General features: G+C 64.3%; 14 protein-coding genes. 11 read left to right on the top strand and 3 right to left on the bottom strand.

Annotation, left to right across the window (positions count from 1 at the left end; all coding sequences use genetic code 11):
• Nucleotides 1-119 precede the first annotated feature (119 nt).
• Nucleotides 120-1349: a LysR family transcriptional regulator gene (locus OKW20_RS18025; protein WP_429173955.1), complete on the top strand. Its 1230-nt coding sequence runs from the start codon at nucleotides 120-122 to the stop codon at nucleotides 1347-1349.
• A 46-nt stretch (nucleotides 1350-1395) separates the two neighbouring features.
• Here OKW20_RS18025 and OKW20_RS18020 read toward each other — a convergent pair whose 3' ends face one another.
• Nucleotides 1396-2367 carry a GlxA family transcriptional regulator gene (locus tag OKW20_RS18020; protein WP_429173953.1) on the bottom strand — a complete coding sequence of 324 codons (972 nt, stop codon included), beginning with the start codon at nucleotides 2365-2367 and terminating at the stop codon, nucleotides 1396-1398.
• Between the two features lie 108 nt (nucleotides 2368-2475).
• On the opposite strand from OKW20_RS18020, the gene OKW20_RS18015 reads away from it, so the two are divergent.
• From OKW20_RS18015 to OKW20_RS17975, 9 genes are all read left to right on the top strand, one after another.
• Nucleotides 2476-3378, top strand: a complete 903-nt coding sequence (locus OKW20_RS18015; RefSeq protein WP_043624717.1) for a 3-keto-5-aminohexanoate cleavage protein — start codon at nucleotides 2476-2478, stop codon at nucleotides 3376-3378.
• Between the two features lie 17 nt (nucleotides 3379-3395).
• On the top strand, nucleotides 3396-4886 hold the full coding sequence (locus OKW20_RS18010) for a carnitine 3-dehydrogenase (RefSeq protein WP_429173952.1): 1491 nt from the start codon (nucleotides 3396-3398) through the stop codon (nucleotides 4884-4886).
• Between the two features lie 281 nt (nucleotides 4887-5167).
• Complete coding sequence (locus OKW20_RS18005; protein ID WP_429173950.1) at nucleotides 5168-6328, top strand: acyl-CoA dehydrogenase family protein; 1161 nt, start codon at nucleotides 5168-5170, stop codon at nucleotides 6326-6328.
• Nucleotides 6329-6565: 237 nt separating this feature from the next.
• Complete coding sequence (locus OKW20_RS18000; protein WP_429173948.1) at nucleotides 6566-8632, top strand: acetate--CoA ligase family protein; 2067 nt, start codon at nucleotides 6566-6568, stop codon at nucleotides 8630-8632.
• A 5-nt stretch (nucleotides 8633-8637) separates the two neighbouring features.
• Nucleotides 8638-9420 carry a carnitinyl-CoA dehydratase gene (locus tag OKW20_RS17995; RefSeq protein WP_429173946.1) on the top strand — a complete coding sequence of 261 codons (783 nt, stop codon included), beginning with the start codon at nucleotides 8638-8640 and terminating at the stop codon, nucleotides 9418-9420.
• Nucleotides 9421-9793: 373 nt separating this feature from the next.
• The gene (locus tag OKW20_RS17990) at nucleotides 9794-11383 is read left to right on the top strand and encodes an ABC transporter substrate-binding protein (protein WP_192446814.1); all 1590 of its coding nucleotides are present in this window, start codon (nucleotides 9794-9796) and stop codon (nucleotides 11381-11383) included.
• On the top strand, nucleotides 11383-12504 hold the full coding sequence (locus OKW20_RS17985) for an ABC transporter permease (RefSeq protein ID WP_429174534.1): 1122 nt from the start codon (nucleotides 11383-11385) through the stop codon (nucleotides 12502-12504). Before OKW20_RS17990 ends, OKW20_RS17985 begins: the two co-directional genes overlap by 1 nt.
• Nucleotides 12501-13328, top strand: coding sequence for an ABC transporter permease (locus tag OKW20_RS17980; RefSeq protein ID WP_043624703.1), 828 nt, complete (start codon nucleotides 12501-12503; stop codon nucleotides 13326-13328). The genes OKW20_RS17985 and OKW20_RS17980 overlap by 4 nt, the downstream gene beginning before the upstream one ends.
• Complete coding sequence (locus OKW20_RS17975) at nucleotides 13321-14952, top strand: ABC transporter ATP-binding protein (RefSeq protein ID WP_429173944.1); 1632 nt, start codon at nucleotides 13321-13323, stop codon at nucleotides 14950-14952. The genes OKW20_RS17980 and OKW20_RS17975 overlap by 8 nt, the downstream gene beginning before the upstream one ends.
• A 55-nt stretch (nucleotides 14953-15007) precedes the next feature.
• On the opposite strand, the gene OKW20_RS17970 is transcribed toward OKW20_RS17975, so the two are convergent.
• Entirely contained in the window at nucleotides 15008-15262 is a 255-nt protein-coding gene (locus OKW20_RS17970) for a DUF1127 domain-containing protein (protein ID WP_429173942.1), read from the bottom strand.
• A 223-nt stretch (nucleotides 15263-15485) separates the two neighbouring features.
• Between OKW20_RS17970 and OKW20_RS17965 the strand changes: the two genes are divergently transcribed.
• On the top strand, nucleotides 15486-16961 hold the full coding sequence (locus OKW20_RS17965; RefSeq protein WP_429173940.1) for a LuxR C-terminal-related transcriptional regulator: 1476 nt from the start codon (nucleotides 15486-15488) through the stop codon (nucleotides 16959-16961).
• 15 nt (nucleotides 16962-16976) lie between these two features.
• On the opposite strand, the gene OKW20_RS17960 is transcribed toward OKW20_RS17965, so the two are convergent.
• Nucleotides 16977-17882: a LysR family transcriptional regulator gene (locus tag OKW20_RS17960; RefSeq protein WP_245281735.1), complete on the bottom strand. Its 906-nt coding sequence runs from the start codon at nucleotides 17880-17882 to the stop codon at nucleotides 16977-16979.
• Nucleotides 17883-17983: the final 101 nt, after the last annotated feature.

Below are 17983 nucleotides of genomic sequence, written 5' to 3'. Positions count from 1 at the left end.
CGGTTCGCATGATGCATGCTATGCGCTTATTGCACGTCCATGCTATATCCCAAATCTGGAACGGGTGATGCCGAATTGAGAACAGCCGTTCGGCGTTCGTGGCTTCCGGGGATTTGGCCATGGATCTGGCGACGATAGTGCTGGTCGATGCGGTGCTGCGCGAAGGGGGCATTCGCCGCGCAGCCACGCTTGCAGGTCGCGCACCTTCGAGCGTCAGCGCCGCCGTCAAACGCTTCGAACAGGCGGTCTCGATGCCGCTCTTCCGGCGCGAGGAAACCACACTGGTCCTGACGTTGGAGGCGCGCAGCCGTGCAGCCGATGTCAGGCAGGCGACCACAGGCATTGCCGGCATCCTGGCGCTGGCCGGCAAGGCGGCAACCGACCCCGTGCCGCCGATCGGGCTCGTCGCGCTCGATCGTTTCGTCCGGGTCGCCCGTTCCGGCAGCATCCGCGCCACGGCAAAGGCGCTCGGCCTCGGCCAGCCGCAGCTGACGCGACAGATGGCGGACCTCGAACGCCATCTCGGCATCCGGCTGTTCGAGCGCTCCCATGGCGGCATCCTTTCGACCGCGACCGCCGAGCGGATCATCCCGCTCGTCGAAACCCTGCTCGATATCTGGGCGCGGCTGACCCATGCCTCCGCCGACCGCTTTCGCCGCGATGTCGCCACCTGGCGGCTCGGCGCCGTCATGCCGCTTGGTCCGGAAAGCGAGATCGCCCGCATGCTGGCCGCATTGACGGCGAACTGGCACCGCGCCCGCCCGCGTCAGCCGCTGTTCATTTCCAGCACCACGGCCGACGAACTGCTTGTCGGCCTGCGCAGCCGCCGCTTCGATGCGGCCCTGCTCGATGTCGCCGAGATCCCCGCCGATTGCGACGGCCGGCTGGTGTCGCAGACGCCGCTGGTTCTCGCCGGCCCTGCCTCCGCGCTTTCGGACCTGGGCGGCAACTTGCCACGGTTGCTCGCCGCCTGCCCGATCGCGGTACCGAGCGTCAGGAGCGGCCTTCGCCGCGAGGCGGCCCGCTTCCTCGACGACACGCTCGATGAAGCCGAGCGGCGGCGCATCACCCTCGTCGAGGTCGATTCCATCCCCGTGATCATCAACCTCGTTCGCCAGCACGGCTATCTCTCGGTGCTGCCGCAATCCTCGCTCGCCCGCGTGCATCGCCCGCCGGCCATGATCCGGCTCGGCCCGGCCTATCGGCAGTCGCTCACCCTCGTCTGGCCACGCGGCGCGTTTGCCGCCGAGATCGGCGAGCTGATGATTTCGATGATGATGATGATGATGACCGCCGAGACCAGTTCGCCGGCGGAATCAGCTTCTGATCGTCGGCCGCCAAACCCCTGAAACGACTCTGAAAATTCCGACTTGAATCAACACTTGAAGCGCGCGCTCAGCTCTTCAGCTTCAGCCGCCTGCGCGTTTCGCTCGGGCTTTCGCGGTAGTGCGCCCTGTAGCTGCGCGAGAAGGAAGACGACGAGTTGAAGCCGGAGATCGCGGCAATGTCGGCAAATTCCATCCGCGTCTCGATCACCTTGCGCCGCGCCGCATTGAGACGAAGCGCCAGGTAGTGCTCGTGCGGCGCAACGCCCATCGTGTCGCGAAAGAGATCTTGCAGATGGCGGGTGCTGACGCCGATGCGGCGGGCGAGCCGCGAGAGGGTCAGCGGCGCTTCCACCGTTTCTTCCATCAGTTTCACGGCGGCGCCGACGCGCGGGTCGAGGATGCGCATGTTGCCGATCGCTGGCATCTGCAGAAGATCGCCGCGAGTGCGCTCCTGCTCGTAGATGAACAGTCGCGAGACTTCGAGCGCCAGCGAATAGCCGTGCGCCCGACGGATCAGTTCCAGCATCAGGTCGAGCGTCGGCAGCGAGCCGCCCGTCGTGATGCGCTTGCCGTCGATGACGAAGCGCTCGCGCACCATGGTCACCTGCGGATAGGCGGTGGTGAAATCCTCGAAATCCTCCCAGTGGGTCGTCGCCTTGGAGGTGTCGAGCAGGCTGGTTTCGGCGAGCAGCCAGGAGCCCGATTCGATGCCCGCCATCATCTCGCGGTGCCTTGCTGTCTGCGACAACAGCATCTTCAGCTGCGAGGTGGCGCTGCGTTCCCAGTTGTAACTCGAGAGGATGAAGAGCGGTGATGTCTCGCGCTGCGGCCGGAAGGCGCCTGCGACCGGAATGGGAATGCCGCTCTTCGTCTCGATCGGTTCGCCATCCGGGCTATAGATCGTCCAATCGTAGAGCGGTCGACCGGCGATGCGGTTGGCGGCACGCATCGGCTCGATCACCGAGGCGACAAGGATCAGATTGGTCTCCGGCAGCACCAGGATATCGACGTGCTGCACCTGCGAAACGTTCTGATCCATGCCCAAACTTCTCCACGCCTTCGCCGATAATGTATAAGATGCAGCCGATAATGAAAAGCAGCGCGGTCCTTCTTGGCTCGTAATGGGCTCAATAAAAGGGAGACAGCAATGCCGCTCAGCATGAACCGCGAGGTATTCATCACCTGTGCCGTCACCGGCTCGGGAGATACCGTTTCAAAGTCCAGCCACGTGCCGATCACGCCGAAACAGATCGCCGAAGCGGCGGTCGAGGCGGCCAAGGCGGGTGCGGCCGTGGTCCATTGCCACGTCCGCGATCCGGAGACCGGAGCCCCTGCCCGCAGGCTTGATCTCTACAAGGAAGTGACCGACCGCATCCGCTCCGCCGATGTCGACATGGTGCTGAACCTGACCGCCGGCATGGGCGGGGACCTGATCTTCGGCAACGTCGAAAGCCCGCTGCCGCTCAACGAGAAAGGCACCGACATGGCCGGCGCCACCGAGCGCGTTGCCCATGTGGCCGAATGCCTGCCGGAAATCTGCACGCTCGACTGCGGCACCATGAACTTCTCGCTCGGCGATTACGTCATGACCAACACGCCGTCGATGCTGCGCGAAATGGCGCGTCAGATGACGGCACTGGGCGTGCGCCCGGAAATCGAAGCCTTCGACACCGGCCATCTCTGGTTTGCCAAGCAGCTGGTCGAGGAAGGCCTGATTGAGGATCCGGTGCTGATCCAGCTCTGCATGGGAATTCCGTGGGGTGCGCCCGACGATCTCAACACCTTCATGGCGATGGTCAACAACGTGCCCGCCAACTGGACCTTCTCGGCCTTTTCCATCGGCCGCAACGCGCTTGCCTATCCGGCAGCGGCGATCCTTGCCGGCGGCAATGTCCGCGTCGGCCTCGAAGACAACCTCTATATCGGCAAGGGCCAGCTCGCGACCAACGGCCAGCTCGTCGAAAAGGCCGTCGGCGTCATCGAGGGCATGGGCGCCAAGATCATCGGACCGAAGGAAGTCCGCGAGAAACTGAAACTGACGAAGCGCTGAGCAGGGACTGAACAATCATGACCTTTATCAAGAATGCAGCCTGTGTCGGCGGTGGCGTCATCGGTGGCGCCTGGGTGGCGCGTTTCGCGCTTGCCGGTATCGACGTGAAGATCTTCGACCCGCATCCGGAAGCCGAGCGCATCATCGGCGAAGTCATGGCCAATGCCGAGCGCGCCTATGCCATGCTCACAATGGCGCCGCTCCCGCCGAAGGGAAAACTCACCTTCTGCAAGAGCATCGAGGAAGCGGTCGAAGGTGCTGACTGGATTCAGGAAAGCGTGCCCGAGCGGCTGGAGCTGAAGCGCGGCGTCATCACCAAGATCGACGCGGCCGCACGGCCCGATGCACTGATCGGTTCCTCCACCTCGGGCCTGCTGCCTTCCGACCTGCAATCCGAAATGCACCACCCGGAGCGCATGTTCGTGGCGCATCCCTATAACCCCGTCTACCTCCTGCCGCTTGTCGAACTGGTCGGTGGCAAGAAGACGACGAAGGCGACGATCGAACGCGCCATGTTGGGCGTCGAGCAGATCGGCATGAAGGGCGTCGTCATCGCCAAGGAGATCGAGGCCTTCGTCGGCGACCGCCTGCTCGAAGCGCTCTGGCGCGAGGCGCTGTGGCTGATCCAGGACGACATCTGCGATACCGAGACGCTCGACAACGTCATGCGTTATTCCTTCGGCATGCGCTGGGCGCAGATGGGCCTGTTCGAGACCTACCGCATCGCTGGCGGCGAAGCCGGCATGCGCCACTTCCTCGCCCAGTTCGGCCCGTGCCTGAAATGGCCGTGGACGAAGTTCACCGATGTCGTCGATCTCGATGACGCGCTGGTCGAAAAGATCGGTGCCCAGTCGGACGCGCAGGCCGCCGGCCGCTCGATCCGCGAGCTCGAACGCATCCGCGACGAAAACCTCGTCGGCATCATGCATGCGCTGAAATCCGGCAATGGCGGCGAAGGCTGGGGTGCGGGCAAGCTGCTCGCCGATTTCGAAGCCAAGCTCTGGGCCAACGCGAAAAAGCCGGAAGCCAACCTCGGCGACGTCAAGCCGCTGCGCATCGTCGACACCAAAGTCAGCGCCGCCTGGGTCGATTACAACGGCCACATGACCGAGCACCGCTATCTCCAGGTCTTCGGCGACACCACCGACGGCCTGCTGCGCCTGATCGGCGTGGATCTCGACTATGTGCGCGACGGCCACAGCTACTACACGGTCGAGACCCACATCCGGAACCTCGGCGAGGCCAAGCTCGGCGAGGCGCTCTATTCGACCTGCCAGATCCTGTCGTCCGACGAAAAGCGCCTGCACATCTTCTCGACGATCTACAATGCCGCGACCAACGAGGCCGTGGCCACCGCCGAGCAAATGATGCTGCATGTCGACAGCAAGGCCGGCAAGGCGGTCGCGGCACCCGAGAAGGTGCTGAGCAAGCTGCGTGCGATTACAGAAGCCCATGCGCAGCTGCCGACGCCTGAAGGCGCCGGACGCTTCGTCGGCCAGAAGCGCTGAGACCAGCCCTCCGTCTTCGGAGGGATTGCGGGCAATGCCGGGTCAAGCCCCTCATCCCGCTGCCGCGACCTTCTCCCCGTAAACGGGGAGAAGGGATCTGCCGCAACCGCTGGTTCCTTCAAAGGTCGCTGCGGTTCTTGACGGCCGAGGCGGTGCGATACCCGAGAGGCGTCCCCTCTCCCCGCCTGCGGGGAGAGGGTTAGGGTGAGGGGCAGCCGAGCATGCAGCGACTGATGGGGAGATCGGTCGCAGGCAGGCAGATAATTGCGAGGGAGAACACAATGAATTTCGCACTGACCGAAGAACAGCAGATGATCGTCGATACGGTCAGGAGCTTCGTCGAAACGGAAATCTATCCGCATGAGGACGAGGTCGAGCGCACAGGCATTGTGCCGCGCGAACTCGGCCAGGAGATCGCCCGCAAATGCAAGGAGATCGGCTTCTTCGGCTGTAACTTCCCGGAGGAAGTCGGCGGCGCCGGTCTCGACCACACGTCCTTCACACTGGTCGAGCGCGAGCTTGGCCGCGGCTCCATGGGCCTCACCGTCTTTTTCGGCCGCCCTTCGGGTATCCTGATGGCTTGCAACGCCGAACAGCGCGAGAAGTACCTGTTGCCAGCGGTCAAGGGCGACAAGTTCGACGCACTCGCCATGACCGAGCCGGACGCCGGCTCCGACGTGCGCGGCATGAAGTGTTTTGCCCGCAAGGACGGCGACGACTGGATCGTCAACGGCACCAAGCATTTCATCAGCCATGCCGACATCGCCGATTTCGTCATCGTCTTCATCGCCACCGGCGAGGAAGAGACGCCGCGCGGCCCGAAGAAGAAGATCACCTGCTTCCTCGTCGACCGCGGCACGCCCGGCTTCGAGATCCGCAAGGGCTACAACTCCGTTTCCCACCGCGGCTACAACAACTGCGTCCTCACCTTCGACGATTGCCGCCTGCCGTCCGCCCAGATCCTCGGCGAAGTGCACAAGGGTTTTGACGTCGCCAATGACTGGCTGTTCGCCACCCGCCTCACGGTGGCGGCGACCTCGGTCGGCCGGGCGCGCCGCGCCTTCGATTATGCGCTAAACTATGCCGCCGAGCGCAAGCAGTTCGGCAAGCCGATCGGCGCCAACCAGGGCGTCTCCTTCAAGCTCGCCGACATGATCACCGAGATCGACGCCGCCGACCTTTTGACGCTGTCGGCCGCCTGGCGGCTCGACAACGGCCTGCCGTCGAACCGCGAGATTGCCTCGGCCAAGGTCTACGCCACCGAGATGCTCGCCCGCGTCACCGACGAGGCGATCCAGATTTTCGGCGGCATGGGCCTGATGGACGACCTGCCGCTCGCCCGCTTCTGGCGCGACGCCCGCGTCGAGCGCATCTGGGACGGTACGTCCGAAATCCAGCGCCACATCATCAGCCGCGACCTCTTGCGGCCGCTGGGGGCGTGACGGGATGATTGAACAGGCTTCCTCTCCCTCCCTCATTCCTGTGCTCGTCACAGGAATCCAGCAGCGGCACGTCCGTGCCGCGCACGACCAAAGCAAACAACGCATGCGCTTCAAAGTGAAGAGAGCCCTTACCGGCTTGCCGACGCAAGCCGGCTGGATTCCGGTGACAAGCACAGGAATGAGGGCGTTGATGGCGAGCGCTCCGACGGCCGTCGGCATGAGGGAGTGCAAAACGGCATGACCTCCACGCCCCGCTCCCTCGACCGCCTGATCCGCCCGCGCTCGATCGCCGTTTTCGGCGGCAAGGAAGCGCGGCGCGTTATCGAACAATGCGACAAGATGGGTTTTACCGGCGAGATCTGGCCGGTGCATCCGCGCGAGACCGAAATCCTCGGCCGCAAGTGCTACCGTTCGGTCGCCGAGCTTCCGGGCGCACCGGACGCCTCCTTCGTCGGCGTCAACCGGCAGCTGACGATCGACATCATCCGTGACCTCGCCGCCCGCGGCGCGGGCGGTGCGGTCTGCTATGCCTCGGGCTTCCGCGAGGCGGCAAGCGAGCTCGACGACGGCAACCACATGCAGGAGGCGCTGGTGCAGGCGGCCGCCGACATGCCGATCGTCGGGCCGAATTGCTATGGCTTCATCAACATGCTCGACGGCGCCCTGCTCTGGCCCGACCAGCACGGCATGCAACGCGTCGAAAAGGGCGTCGCGATCCTGACGCAGTCCTCCAACATCGCCTGCAACATCTCGATGCAGACGCGCGGCCTGCCGCTCGCCTATGTCATGACCGCCGGCAACCAGGCGCAGACGGGCTTGTCCGACATCGCCTGCGCCGTGCTCGAAGATCCGCGCGTCACCGCCGTCGGCCTGCATATCGAAGGCTTCGACAGCGTGGCGGCCCTCGAGCGGCTGGCGACGCGGGCGCGCGAACTCGGCAAGCCGGTCGTGACGCTCAAGGTCGGGAAGTCCGAAGCGGCCCAGCTTGCGACGGTGTCGCACACCGCATCGCTTGCCGGCAACGACCGTGTTTCGTCCGCACTGCTGGCCCGTCTCGGCATTGGCCGCGTCGACACGCTGCCCGCACTTCTGGAAACCCTGAAGCTGCTGCATGTGGCAGGCCCGCTCGACAGCCGCGACATCTCCTCGATGAGCTGCTCCGGCGGCGAGGCCTCGCTGATGGCGGATGCCGGCGAACGCTACCGAGTAAACTACCGCCCCTTGCGCGACGAGCAGAAGAAGCCGCTGAAGGACGCGCTCGGCGAGATGGTGACGATCGCCAACCCGCTCGACTACCACACCTTCGTCTGGGGCAATCGCGAGAAGCAGACGACCGCTTTTACCGCCATGATGAAGGGCGGCTATGCCATCAATCTGCTCGTGCTCGATTTCCCCCGTCTCGACCGCTGCGACCCGGCCGACTGGGAGACCACCTGCCACGCGGTGATCGACGCGGCGAGAGCCACCGGCGCCCGCGCCGGCATCGTCGCAAGCCTTGGCGAAAACATGCCGGAGGCAACCGCGCTCTTTCTGATGAAGGCCGGCATCGTGCCCTTCTTCGGCATAGAGGAGGCTCTGGACGCGATCGAGACGGCAGCCGATATCGGCGCTGTCTGGGCAAAGCCCGCCCCGCCCCGTCTGCTCGACGGTATTGATGCCGACGATGGTGAAGCCGTCACCCTCAGCGAACACGAGGCAAAGGTGGAGCTTGCCGCCGCAGGCCTCACCGTGCCGAAGGGCAAGACGGCGGCAACCGCCGAGGAGGCAGCAACGGCTGCCGAAGCGCTCGGTTTCCCCGTCGTGCTCAAGGGCCTCGGCGTCGCCCACAAGACCGAAGCGGGTGCTGTGAAGCTCAACCTCACGAGCCGCGATGACGTCTATACGGCGGCCAAAACCATGGCCGGAGTCGCATCCGGCTATCTCGTGGAGAAGATGGTGGGCAAGCCCGTCGCCGAGCTCATCATCGGCGCCATGCGCGACCCGGTCGCCGGCCCGGTTCTGACCATCGGCGCCGGCGGCATCCTTGTGGAACTGCTCGACGATTCCGCCATCGTGACGCTGCCGACCACGCCGGAAGCGATCGGGGAAGCGATCGGCGGACTGAAGATCCGCAGGCTGCTCGACGGCTATCGCGGCGCGCCTGCCGCCGATTACGCCGCTTTGATCGAGGCTGTCGCGGCAGCGGCATCCTATGTCGTTGCAAACGCTTCGAAACTCGAAGAACTGGATATCAATCCTTTGATGGTGTTGCCGAACGGTCAGGGTGCCGTTGCTGCCGACGCCCTGATCCGCCGGAGGAAATGACAGCGATGACCGGACCGATCCGTACACGCCGCGAAGGCGGCATCCTCGAAGTCACCATCGACCGGCCGAAGGCCAACGCCATCGACCTGGCGACCAGCCGGGTGATGGGCGAGATCTTCCGCGACTTCCGCGACGAAGACACCTTGCGCGTCGCCATCATCACCGGCGCCGGTGAAAAATTCTTCTGTCCAGGATGGGACCTAAAGGCCGCCGCCGGCGGTGACGCCGTCGACGGCGACTATGGCGTCGGCGGTTTCGGCGGCATGCAGGAGCTGCGCGATCTCAACAAGCCGATCATCGCGGCGATCAACGGCATCTGCTGCGGCGGCGGCCTGGAGATCGCCCTTTCGACCGACCTGATCCTTGCCGCTGAACACGCAACCTTTGCGCTGCCCGAGATCCGCTCCGGCACCGTTGCCGACGCGGCCTCGATCAAGCTGCCGAAGCGCATCCCCTATCACATCGCCATGGACATGCTTCTGACCGGCCGCTGGCTCGATGCAGTCGAGGCCAACCGCTGGGGTTTCGTCAACGAGATCCTGCCGGCGGGCAAGTTGATGGATCGCGCCTGGGAACTGGCGCGCCTGCTCGAAAGCGGCCCACCGCTCGTCTATGCCGCGATCAAGGAAGTGGTGCGCGCCGCCGAGGGCGACACCTTCCAGGGGACCATGAACAAGATTACCAAACGGCAGTTCAAGACCGTCGATATCCTCTATTCGAGCGAAGACCAGCTGGAAGGCGTGCGCGCCTTCACCGAGAAGCGCGACCCCGTCTGGAAGGGTCGCTAGAGCATCCCGCTTTCGCGTGAAATCACCGAAAGCGCATCCCCGCCAAGCCTTGGCGGCGCAGGCAACCGAGCCGGGCGACCGGCACCAAGACGTGACGAGACGCGCGGGAAAAGCCGCGCGCCATCAAACACGCATCCATAAGCCAAGCTTATGGAAATAAATTGTAATTTAGGGCGTTACAAGAAGAGTTCCAGCGATTACGCTTATCGATCTGAACGAAGGACGCCCCCGGCTGGGGAAGGAGAAGACGACAGAAAGAGAAGAAAAAGCGGCCGTCAGGCCGATCCGAAGCCATCTGATACAATGGCTGTACGCAGCAATCTCTACCAACCACTACGAACGGCGAATGCCGACAACAGAAGGGAACAGGGGAATGAGCGATTACAAGGATTACCTCACACGCCAGGTCATGCTCGGCAAGATGAACCGCCGCGAGTTTTTGGGCCGCGCGGCAGCAGCCGGCATTCTCGCCTCGACGGCAGGCACGCTGTTTGCCACCAGCGCTCAGGCGCAGGAGCCGAAGCGCGGCGGCCACCTGAAGCTCGGTCTTGAAGGCGCTGCCGCCACCGACTCGAAGGACCCGGCCAAGGCGCTTTCGCAATTCATGTTCGTCGTCGGCCGCAACTGGGGCGACATGCTGGTCGAAAGCCACCCGACGACGGGCGCGCCGGTGCCGGCCCTTGCCGAATCCTGGGAGCCGTCAGCCGACGCCTCGACCTGGACCTTCACCATCCGCAAGGGCGTGAAGTTCCATGACGGCAAAGAACTGACGCTCGACGACGTCATCAAGACCCTGCAGCGCCACACCGACGAAAAGTCGGAGTCCGGCGCGCTCGGCGTGATGAAGTCGATCAAGGAAATCAAGGCCGACGGCGACAAGCTGGTGCTCGTGCTGACCGAAGGCAATGCCGACCTGCCGCTGCTTCTGACCGACTATCACCTGATCATCCAGCCGGGCGGCGGCATCGACAAGCCGGACGCGATGATCGGCACCGGCCCCTTCAAGGTGACGAGCTTCGAAGCCGGCGTTCGCGCCACCTTCGAGAAGAACGCCGACGACTGGCGCACGGACCGCGGCTATGTCGACTCGGTCGAGCTGATCGCCATGAACGACGCGACCGCCCGCATCGCCGCCCTTTCCTCCGGCCAGGTGCACTACATCAACCGCGTCGATCCGAAGACGGTCAACCTTTTGAAGAAGGCGCCGACGGTCGAGATCCTGAACACGTCCGGCCGCGGCCATTACGTGTTCATCATGCATTGCAACACCGCGCCCTTCGACAACAACGACCTGCGCATGGCGCTGAAATATTCGATGGACCGCGAGACCATGGTCCAGCGCATCCTCGGCGGCTACGGCAAGGTCGGCAACGACTTCCCGATCAACGACACCTATGCGCTCTTCCCCGAAGGCATCGAGCAGCGTGCCTACGATCCGGACAAGGCGGCCTTCCACTACAAGAAATCGGGCCATAGCGGTCCGGTGCTCCTGCGCACCTCCGACGTCGCCTTCCCGGGTGCGGTCGATGCGGCCGTGCTCTACCAGGAAAGCGCCAAGAAGGCCGGCATCGAGATCGAGGTCAAGCGCGAGCCGGGCGACGGCTACTGGACGAACGTCTGGAACGTGCAGCCCTTCTCCACCTCCTACTGGGGCGGCCGTCCGACCCAGGACCAGATGTACTCGACCGCCTATCTCTCCACCGCCGACTGGAACGACACCCGCTTCAAGCGCCCGGATTTCGACAAGATCCTGCTCGAGGCCCGCGCCGAACTCGACGAGGCCAAGCGCAAGGACATGTACCGCACCATGGCGATGATGGTGCGTGACGAAGGCGGCCTGATCCTGCCGATGTTCAACGACTTCGTGAACGCCTCCACCAAGCAGGTGAAGGGCTATGTGCACGACATCGGCAACGACATGTCGAACGGTTACGTCGCAACCCGGGTATGGCTGGACGCATGATGATGGAAAGCGGACCGCTCACTGGTCCGGTTTCGACGGATGGAACCGCGGGTGCAACACACCCGCGGTCTGCCGAACTTTCCGGAGTACCAGCAAAACCCAACCCTGGCGCCAACCCCGCAAACAGCGAAATCGGTGGCACCTTCTGGCGGCGCTTCACCTTCCGCCGCCCGCTCGCGGCGCTGGTCCTGCAGCGCCTCGGCCTGAGCGTCGGGCTGCTCTTTGCCGTATCGCTGATGATCTTCGGTGGCATTGAGGCGCTTCCGGGCGACTTCGCCACAACCTATCTCGGCCAGTCGGCAACGCCGCAGGCTGTCGAAAACATCCGCAAGGATCTCGGCCTCGACAGGCCCTGGACCGAACGCTACGTCTCCTGGCTCGGCGGCGCCCTGCAGGGCGACTTCGGAACGTCCTGGGCGAGCAAGAACTCGGTCGGCGAACAGATTTCCAAGCGCCTCGGCAATTCGCTCTTCCTCGCCTTCTTCGCGGCCCTCGTCTCCGTGCCGCTCGCCGTCGGGCTCGGCATGCTGGCGGTACAGTTTCGAAACCGGCTGCCCGACAAGATCATCAACGTCGTCTCGCTCGCGGCCATCTCCCTGCCCGAGTTCTTCGTCGGCTATCTGCTGATCATGTTCTTTGCCGTCAAATACGGCGTCGCGACCTTCCCCGCGACCGTCTATGACAGCATGACCTTCACCGAACGGCTCTCGGCGATCGCACTTCCCGTCGCGACACTCGTTCTCGTCGTTCTCGCCCACATGATGCGCATGACCCGCGCGGCGATCCTCAACGTCATGTCGTCGGCCTATGTCGAGACGGCCGAACTCAAGGGTCTCGGCATGTTCCGCATCATCGCGCGCCATGCGGCTCCCAACGCCGTGGCGCCGGTCATCAACGTCATTGCGCTCAACCTTGCCTATCTCGTCGTCGGCGTGGTCGTCGTCGAAGTGGTCTTCGTCTATCCGGGCATGGGCCAATACATGGTGGATGCGGTGACCGTGCGCGACATGCCGGTCGTTCAGGCCTGCGGCCTGATCTTTGCCGCCTTCTACATCTTCCTGAACATGGCGGCCGACATTCTCGCGATCATCGCCAACCCGAGACTGAGGCATCCGCGATGAACCTGAGATCCATTCCCTTCAGCGCCTGGATCGGCATCGCCGGCATCGCGATCGCGATCTTCTGCGCCCTCTTTGCGCCCGTCATCGCCCCCTTCGGCGAGCGCGACGTCGTTGGCGACGTCTGGCTTCCGGCCGGCGGCGACTTCCTGCTCGGCACCGACAATCTCGGCCGCGACCTGCTCTCGCGTCTGATCTACGGCGCCCGCACCACCATCTTCGTGGCGCTGGCGGCAACCGTGCTCTCCTTCTCGCTCGGCATGCTCCTAAGCTTCACGGCCGCCGTCGTCGGCGGCTTTACCGACCAGCTCTTCTCCCGCTTCAACGACCTGATGATGGCGATCCCGACCCTGATCTTCGCCCTCGTCGTCCTTGCCGTGCTGCCGCAGCATCTGTGGATCCTGATCCTGGTGATGGCGGTGCTCGACAGTACCCGCGTCTTTCGCATCGGCCGCGCCGTGGCGCTCGATGTTGCGGTCATGGAGTTCGTCGAGGCCGCAAGGCTGCGCGGCGAAGGTTCGCTCTGGATCATCTTCCGCGAGATCCTGCCGAACACGCTGTCGCCGCTGCTCGCCGAATTCGGCCTGCGCTTCGCCTTCTCCATCCTGTTCCTCTCCACCCTCTCCTTCCTCGGCCTCGGCATCCAGCCGCCGGCAGCGGACTGGGGCGGCATGGTCAAGGACAACAAGGACGGCATCATCTTCGGCATTTCGGCAGCGCTCATCCCGGGTGCGGCGATCGCCACGCTCGCGATCTGCGTCAACCTCGTCGTCGACTGGCTGATGAAGAGAACCTCCAGCCTCAAGGGAGGACGCGGCGATGCCTGAGATGCTTTCCGTCAAGAACCTCAAGATCGAAGCGACCAGCTATCCGCCGGGCGAGCCGCCCAAGGTCGTCACCCTCGTCGAGGGCGTCTCCTTCGACGTTCAGAAGGGCAAGGTGCTCGGCCTCATCGGTGAGTCCGGCGCCGGCAAGTCGACCATTGGCCTTTCGGCACTCGCCTACGGCCGCGGCGGCGTGCGCATCACCGGCGGCCAGGTCCTGCTCGACGGCAAGGATATCCTGACGCTCGACAGACACGGTATCCGCTCGATCCGCGGCGCCCGCGTCTGCTATGTCGCGCAATCGGCCGCTGCCGCCTTCAACCCGGCCCATAGGCTCGGCGACCAGGTGATCGAGGCGTCGCTGCGCCACGGCATCATGAGCCGCGACGAGGCAAAGAAGCGGGCGCTCTATCTCTTCCGGGTGCTGGGCCTGCCCAATCCGGAAACCTTCGGCGACCGCTATCCGCACCAGGTCTCCGGCGGGCAATTGCAGCGCGCCATGACCGCCATGGCGCTCTGCCCCAACCCGGAGCTGATCGTCTTCGACGAGCCGACGACCGCACTCGACGTGACAACCCAGATCGACGTGCTCGCCGCAATCAAGCACGCGATCGAGGAGACGCATACGGCAGCGCTCTACATCACCCATGATCTCGCCGTCGTTGCCCAGATCTCCGACGACATCATGGTGCTGCGCCACGGCAAGACAGTGGAATACGGCTCGACGAAGCAGATCATCGAAGCGCCGCGCGAGGATTACACCCGTGCGCTCGTCAGCGTCCGCCAAACCAAGCGCGACGAAGCGGTTGACCAGACCGGCACGCAGCTGACGATCGAGCATGTCAGCGCCGGCTACGCCAATGGCTTCAAGGTGCTGCACGATGTCTCGATGCATCTGCCAAAGGGCCAGACGCTGGCGATCGTCGGCGAGAGCGGCTCGGGCAAGTCGACGCTCGCCCGGGTCATCACCGGGCTTCTGCCGCCGACCGAGGGCCGCATCACCTTCGAGGGCAAGGAATTGCCGCGCGCCTTGAAGGGCCGCAGCAATGACGAGCTGCGGCGCATCCAGATGATCTACCAGATGGCCGATACGGCGATGAACCCGCGCCAGACGGTGCGCGACATCGTCGGCCGACCGCTCTCCTTCTACTTCGGTCTGCACGGCCAGAAGAAGACGGAGCGGGTCAACGAGCTCTTGGACCAGATCGAGATGGGCGGCCGCTTCCTCGATCGTTATCCGGCGGAACTCTCCGGTGGGCAGAAGCAGCGCGTGGCGATCGCAAGGGCGCTTGCAGCCAAGCCCGAGCTGATCCTCTGCGACGAGCCGACCTCCGCACTCGATCCGCTGGTGGCCGAAGGCATCCTGAATCTGCTTTTGAAGCTTCAAGAGGAAACCGCTGTTTCCTATGTCTTTATCACCCACGACATCGCCATCGTCCGGGCGATCGCCGACAGCGTCGCGGTCATGCATCGCGGCCGCCTCGTGCGCTTCGGTCCGAAGTCGAAGGTGCTGTCGCCGCCCTTCGACGACTACACGGACCTTTTGTTGAAGTCGGTTCCGGAGATGGAAATCGGCTGGCTGGAGCGCGTGTTGAAGACACGCCGCATGGAAAGCGCCGGCAACTGAAAAACGAGACGGCGGCACGATTGCGTGCCGCCGTCTTCCGCTTCGTCGGGCAAGGTCAGCGTTGCCAGAAGGCCTTGCTCGTCTCTGCGCGAACCTCGGCCCTCGTCATCCCGATATCCTTCAGCCGCTCCGGGTATTGATCGGCCATGAGCTGAAGTTGCTCGCGGACGCGAACGCGGTCCTCCCAGATGACAAGGATGCGGAAGGGATCGTGACGGCCGAGGCTGTCGGCCAGATGCCTGGCCGGTTGGCTGAGGTCCAGCCGGACGGCGTGATAGAAATCGGACATTCCGGAAAGCAGGCTGCTCATCGCCGTTCCCACCTCTTCTGGCCCCTCAGGGGCGTTGAAAAACTGGTGGAACTCTAGGCGCGTCGCCTGCGCGCCACATCGCGCAGCTGCTGTGTTTTCCTCTCCTGCATTTGTAGTATTTTGCCTGCAGCACCGCGCGCGCCGTTGGACGCGCAAGGGGCGCTGTGGCACCCTGCCCTATGTCGCCATTGAAAACGGCCCGGTCAGGTGGCAGGAAGCAGCCATGAACCGTATTTCGACACCACAGGTCGCCACCGAAGCCTTGTCGGACCGCGAGCGCGCCGTGGCGGAGCGCTTTGCCGCCGGCCTGACCTATCGCGAAATCGGCGAGGCGCTGTTTATCGCGCCGTCGACGGTGCGCACGCATCTGGCGACGATCTACGGCAAGCTCGGCGTTCGCAACAAGATCGAGCTTGCCGCCTCGGTCGCGCAGATGGTGGCCGGCAGGACGGCAACGCAAGCAGTCGCGCCGTCGCGGGTGGCTGAGCCGGCCTCCCCGACGCTTGCGGTCTTTCCCATTGAAAGCCTCAATCCGGAGGAGCGCTGGCACCGTTTCGCCGACGGGCTGTCATCCGACATCTGCGTCGACCTCGCGCGCTTCGCCGATCTCCCCGTCATCGCCTTCCACACGATGAAGCTGCTCGGCAACCGGCCGGAAAGCTTCGAAGACCACGTCCAGGCGGTCGGCGCCACCTATGCCATCACCGGGCAGCTGCGCGCCGACGACCGGCGGGTCCGCCTGACGATTCAGCTTTCCGATACCCGCACCGGCATGACGCTCTGGAGCGAGCGCTACGAGCGCACGATAGAGGACGTGCTGACGCTGCAGGACAGCCTCACCGAAAGCGTCATCAACGTGCTCGCCGGCTGCTTCGGCACGCTGGCCGCCATCGGCCGAAAGGCGAGCCGGCAAAAGCCGCCGGGCAGCCTACAGGCCTACGACTATTTCCTGCTGGGCGTCGAACAGCACAATCGCTTCAGCCCCGACGGCAACGCCGCCGCCATGCAGTTGCTGACGCGCTCGATCGAGCTCGATCCGGGGCGGGCGCGCGCCTGGACCGAACTTGCCTATGCCCATTCCATCCAGGCGGCGAACGGCTTCGGCGACGACCTCGACGAAGCCTTCCGCAACTGGCGGCGCGCGGTTGACGAAGCCGTGCGGCTGGACCCCACCGACCCTGCCGGCCACACCTGCCTCGGCGACCTCAAGGCGTGTCTCGGCGACCTTGCCGGCGCCGCCGAGGCGCATGCACGCGCCTTCGAATTCGGCAGGAACAACGCCGATACCCTTGCGCTGCTCGCAGGTGCCAAGGCCCTGATCGTCGGCGATCCCGCCGACGGGATCCCCTTCATCGAGCGCGCCCTCTCGCTCAACCCGCTTGGCCCGCCCTGGTACCATGGCATGTTCGCGCGCGTTCTCTTCGTCGTCGGGCGCTATCGCGAATGCTTGTCCGCGCTTGAAAGAAGTTCGCAGGAATCGCCCAACACGCTGATGTTCCAGGCGATGGCGCATGCGCACCTTGGCGAGATGGCGGAAGCGGCAGAGGTCGTGTCGCGGCTGCGCACCCAGTTCCCGTCGTTCACGGTCGAGGGCTTCATTGCCGGCTATCCCATCTCCAATCCGCCGGCGCTTTCGGCCGTTCGGGAGGGTGCCCGGCTGGCGAGGCTTGATTTACCCGACCCCGCTTCAACGGCATGAAACCCAAGCCAAACGCTATGGCGCCAGCTTTTTGCGCTGCTCGACAAGAAAGTCCATCAGCGCTCGGGTCTTGGCGGGCATCTGAGCGCGCGACGGGACGTAAAGAAAGAACGCCGGACGGGGATGAACCCACGGCAGAAGAACACGCGCCAAAGTGCCATCCTCCAGATACGGACGAACGCAGAGGTCGAGGTGCTGCACCAGGCCGACGCCCTGTAGCGCCGCACGCAACATGCTGTCGTCGTCGTTGAAGATGGCGTTGCCCTGGGGTTCGTAGATCACGGCGCGTGCTTCTTGGTCGGGCGTGAGGAACGTCCAGCGGTCTATGGTGCCGCTCGAGGTGAAGCGATAGGACAGGCAATTGTGCTGCTTCAGCTCCTGAGGCGTCTCAGGAATACCGTGGCGCTGGAAGTATTGAGGCGATCCGACGATCGCCATTTCCAGCGGCGGCGTGATGGGCACCGCGATCATGTGCTCGTCTAGGCTTTCGCCCAACCGGATGCCGGCGTCGAGCCCTTCGGCCACGATGTTGGAGAGACCGTCGTCGGTCACCAGTTCCAGCCGCAGCTTCGGATAGCGCGCCAGAAACGCCGCCATATGCGGCTCGATCAACGACCGCGCGGCAACGCGTGAGACGGATAGCCGGATCGTGCCCGACGGTTCCGTGCCGGCCTCGCCCAGGTCCGTGACCGCGCCTTCGATCGCGGCAAAGGCGGGCTGCAGCACATCGAACAGACGCTGGCCCTCCTCGGTCAACGACATGTCGCGCGTCGTGCGGTTGATGAGCCGCACGTTCAAGTGTCGTTCCAGCGATTTCAGGTGCTGCGATACGGTTGCGCGCGTCACCTCCATTTCCATGGCGGCCTTGGTGAAGCTGCGGCGGCGGGCCACGTGGACGAACCACGCCATGGCAGGAAGCAAGGAAGGATCCAGAGGCATATTGTCAGTTATCACTTAACACTGATGTCATGTCCAGGCGGTTTATCCGATCAATTCGCTCGCTTAATATGCCCCCATACCCA

Origin of the sequence: Ensifer sp. LBL (assembly GCF_050435225.1) — a bacterium.
Taxonomy (GTDB): Bacteria; Pseudomonadota; Alphaproteobacteria; order Rhizobiales; family Rhizobiaceae; genus Ensifer.
The sequence above is the reverse complement of the archived record's forward strand: the minus strand, read 5'-3'. Positions and strand labels throughout refer to the sequence as shown.

Coding starts and splice junctions, on each gene's coding strand:
- OKW20_RS18025 (WP_429173955.1), top strand. CDS start 120: ATGGATCTGGCGACGATAGTGCTGGTCGATGCGGTGCTGCGCGAAGGG.
- OKW20_RS18020 (WP_429173953.1), bottom strand. CDS start 2,367: ATGGATCAGAACGTTTCGCAGGTGCAGCACGTCGATATCCTGGTGCTG.
- OKW20_RS18015 (WP_043624717.1), top strand. CDS start 2,476: ATGCCGCTCAGCATGAACCGCGAGGTATTCATCACCTGTGCCGTCACC.
- OKW20_RS18010 (WP_429173952.1), top strand. CDS start 3,396: ATGACCTTTATCAAGAATGCAGCCTGTGTCGGCGGTGGCGTCATCGGT.
- OKW20_RS18005 (WP_429173950.1), top strand. CDS start 5,168: ATGAATTTCGCACTGACCGAAGAACAGCAGATGATCGTCGATACGGTC.
- OKW20_RS18000 (WP_429173948.1), top strand. CDS start 6,566: ATGACCTCCACGCCCCGCTCCCTCGACCGCCTGATCCGCCCGCGCTCG.
- OKW20_RS17995 (WP_429173946.1), top strand. CDS start 8,638: ATGACCGGACCGATCCGTACACGCCGCGAAGGCGGCATCCTCGAAGTC.
- OKW20_RS17990 (WP_192446814.1), top strand. CDS start 9,794: ATGAGCGATTACAAGGATTACCTCACACGCCAGGTCATGCTCGGCAAG.
- OKW20_RS17985 (WP_429174534.1), top strand. CDS start 11,383: ATGATGGAAAGCGGACCGCTCACTGGTCCGGTTTCGACGGATGGAACC.
- OKW20_RS17980 (WP_043624703.1), top strand. CDS start 12,501: ATGAACCTGAGATCCATTCCCTTCAGCGCCTGGATCGGCATCGCCGGC.
- OKW20_RS17975 (WP_429173944.1), top strand. CDS start 13,321: ATGCCTGAGATGCTTTCCGTCAAGAACCTCAAGATCGAAGCGACCAGC.
- OKW20_RS17970 (WP_429173942.1), bottom strand. CDS start 15,262: ATGAGCAGCCTGCTTTCCGGAATGTCCGATTTCTATCACGCCGTCCGG.
- OKW20_RS17965 (WP_429173940.1), top strand. CDS start 15,486: ATGAACCGTATTTCGACACCACAGGTCGCCACCGAAGCCTTGTCGGAC.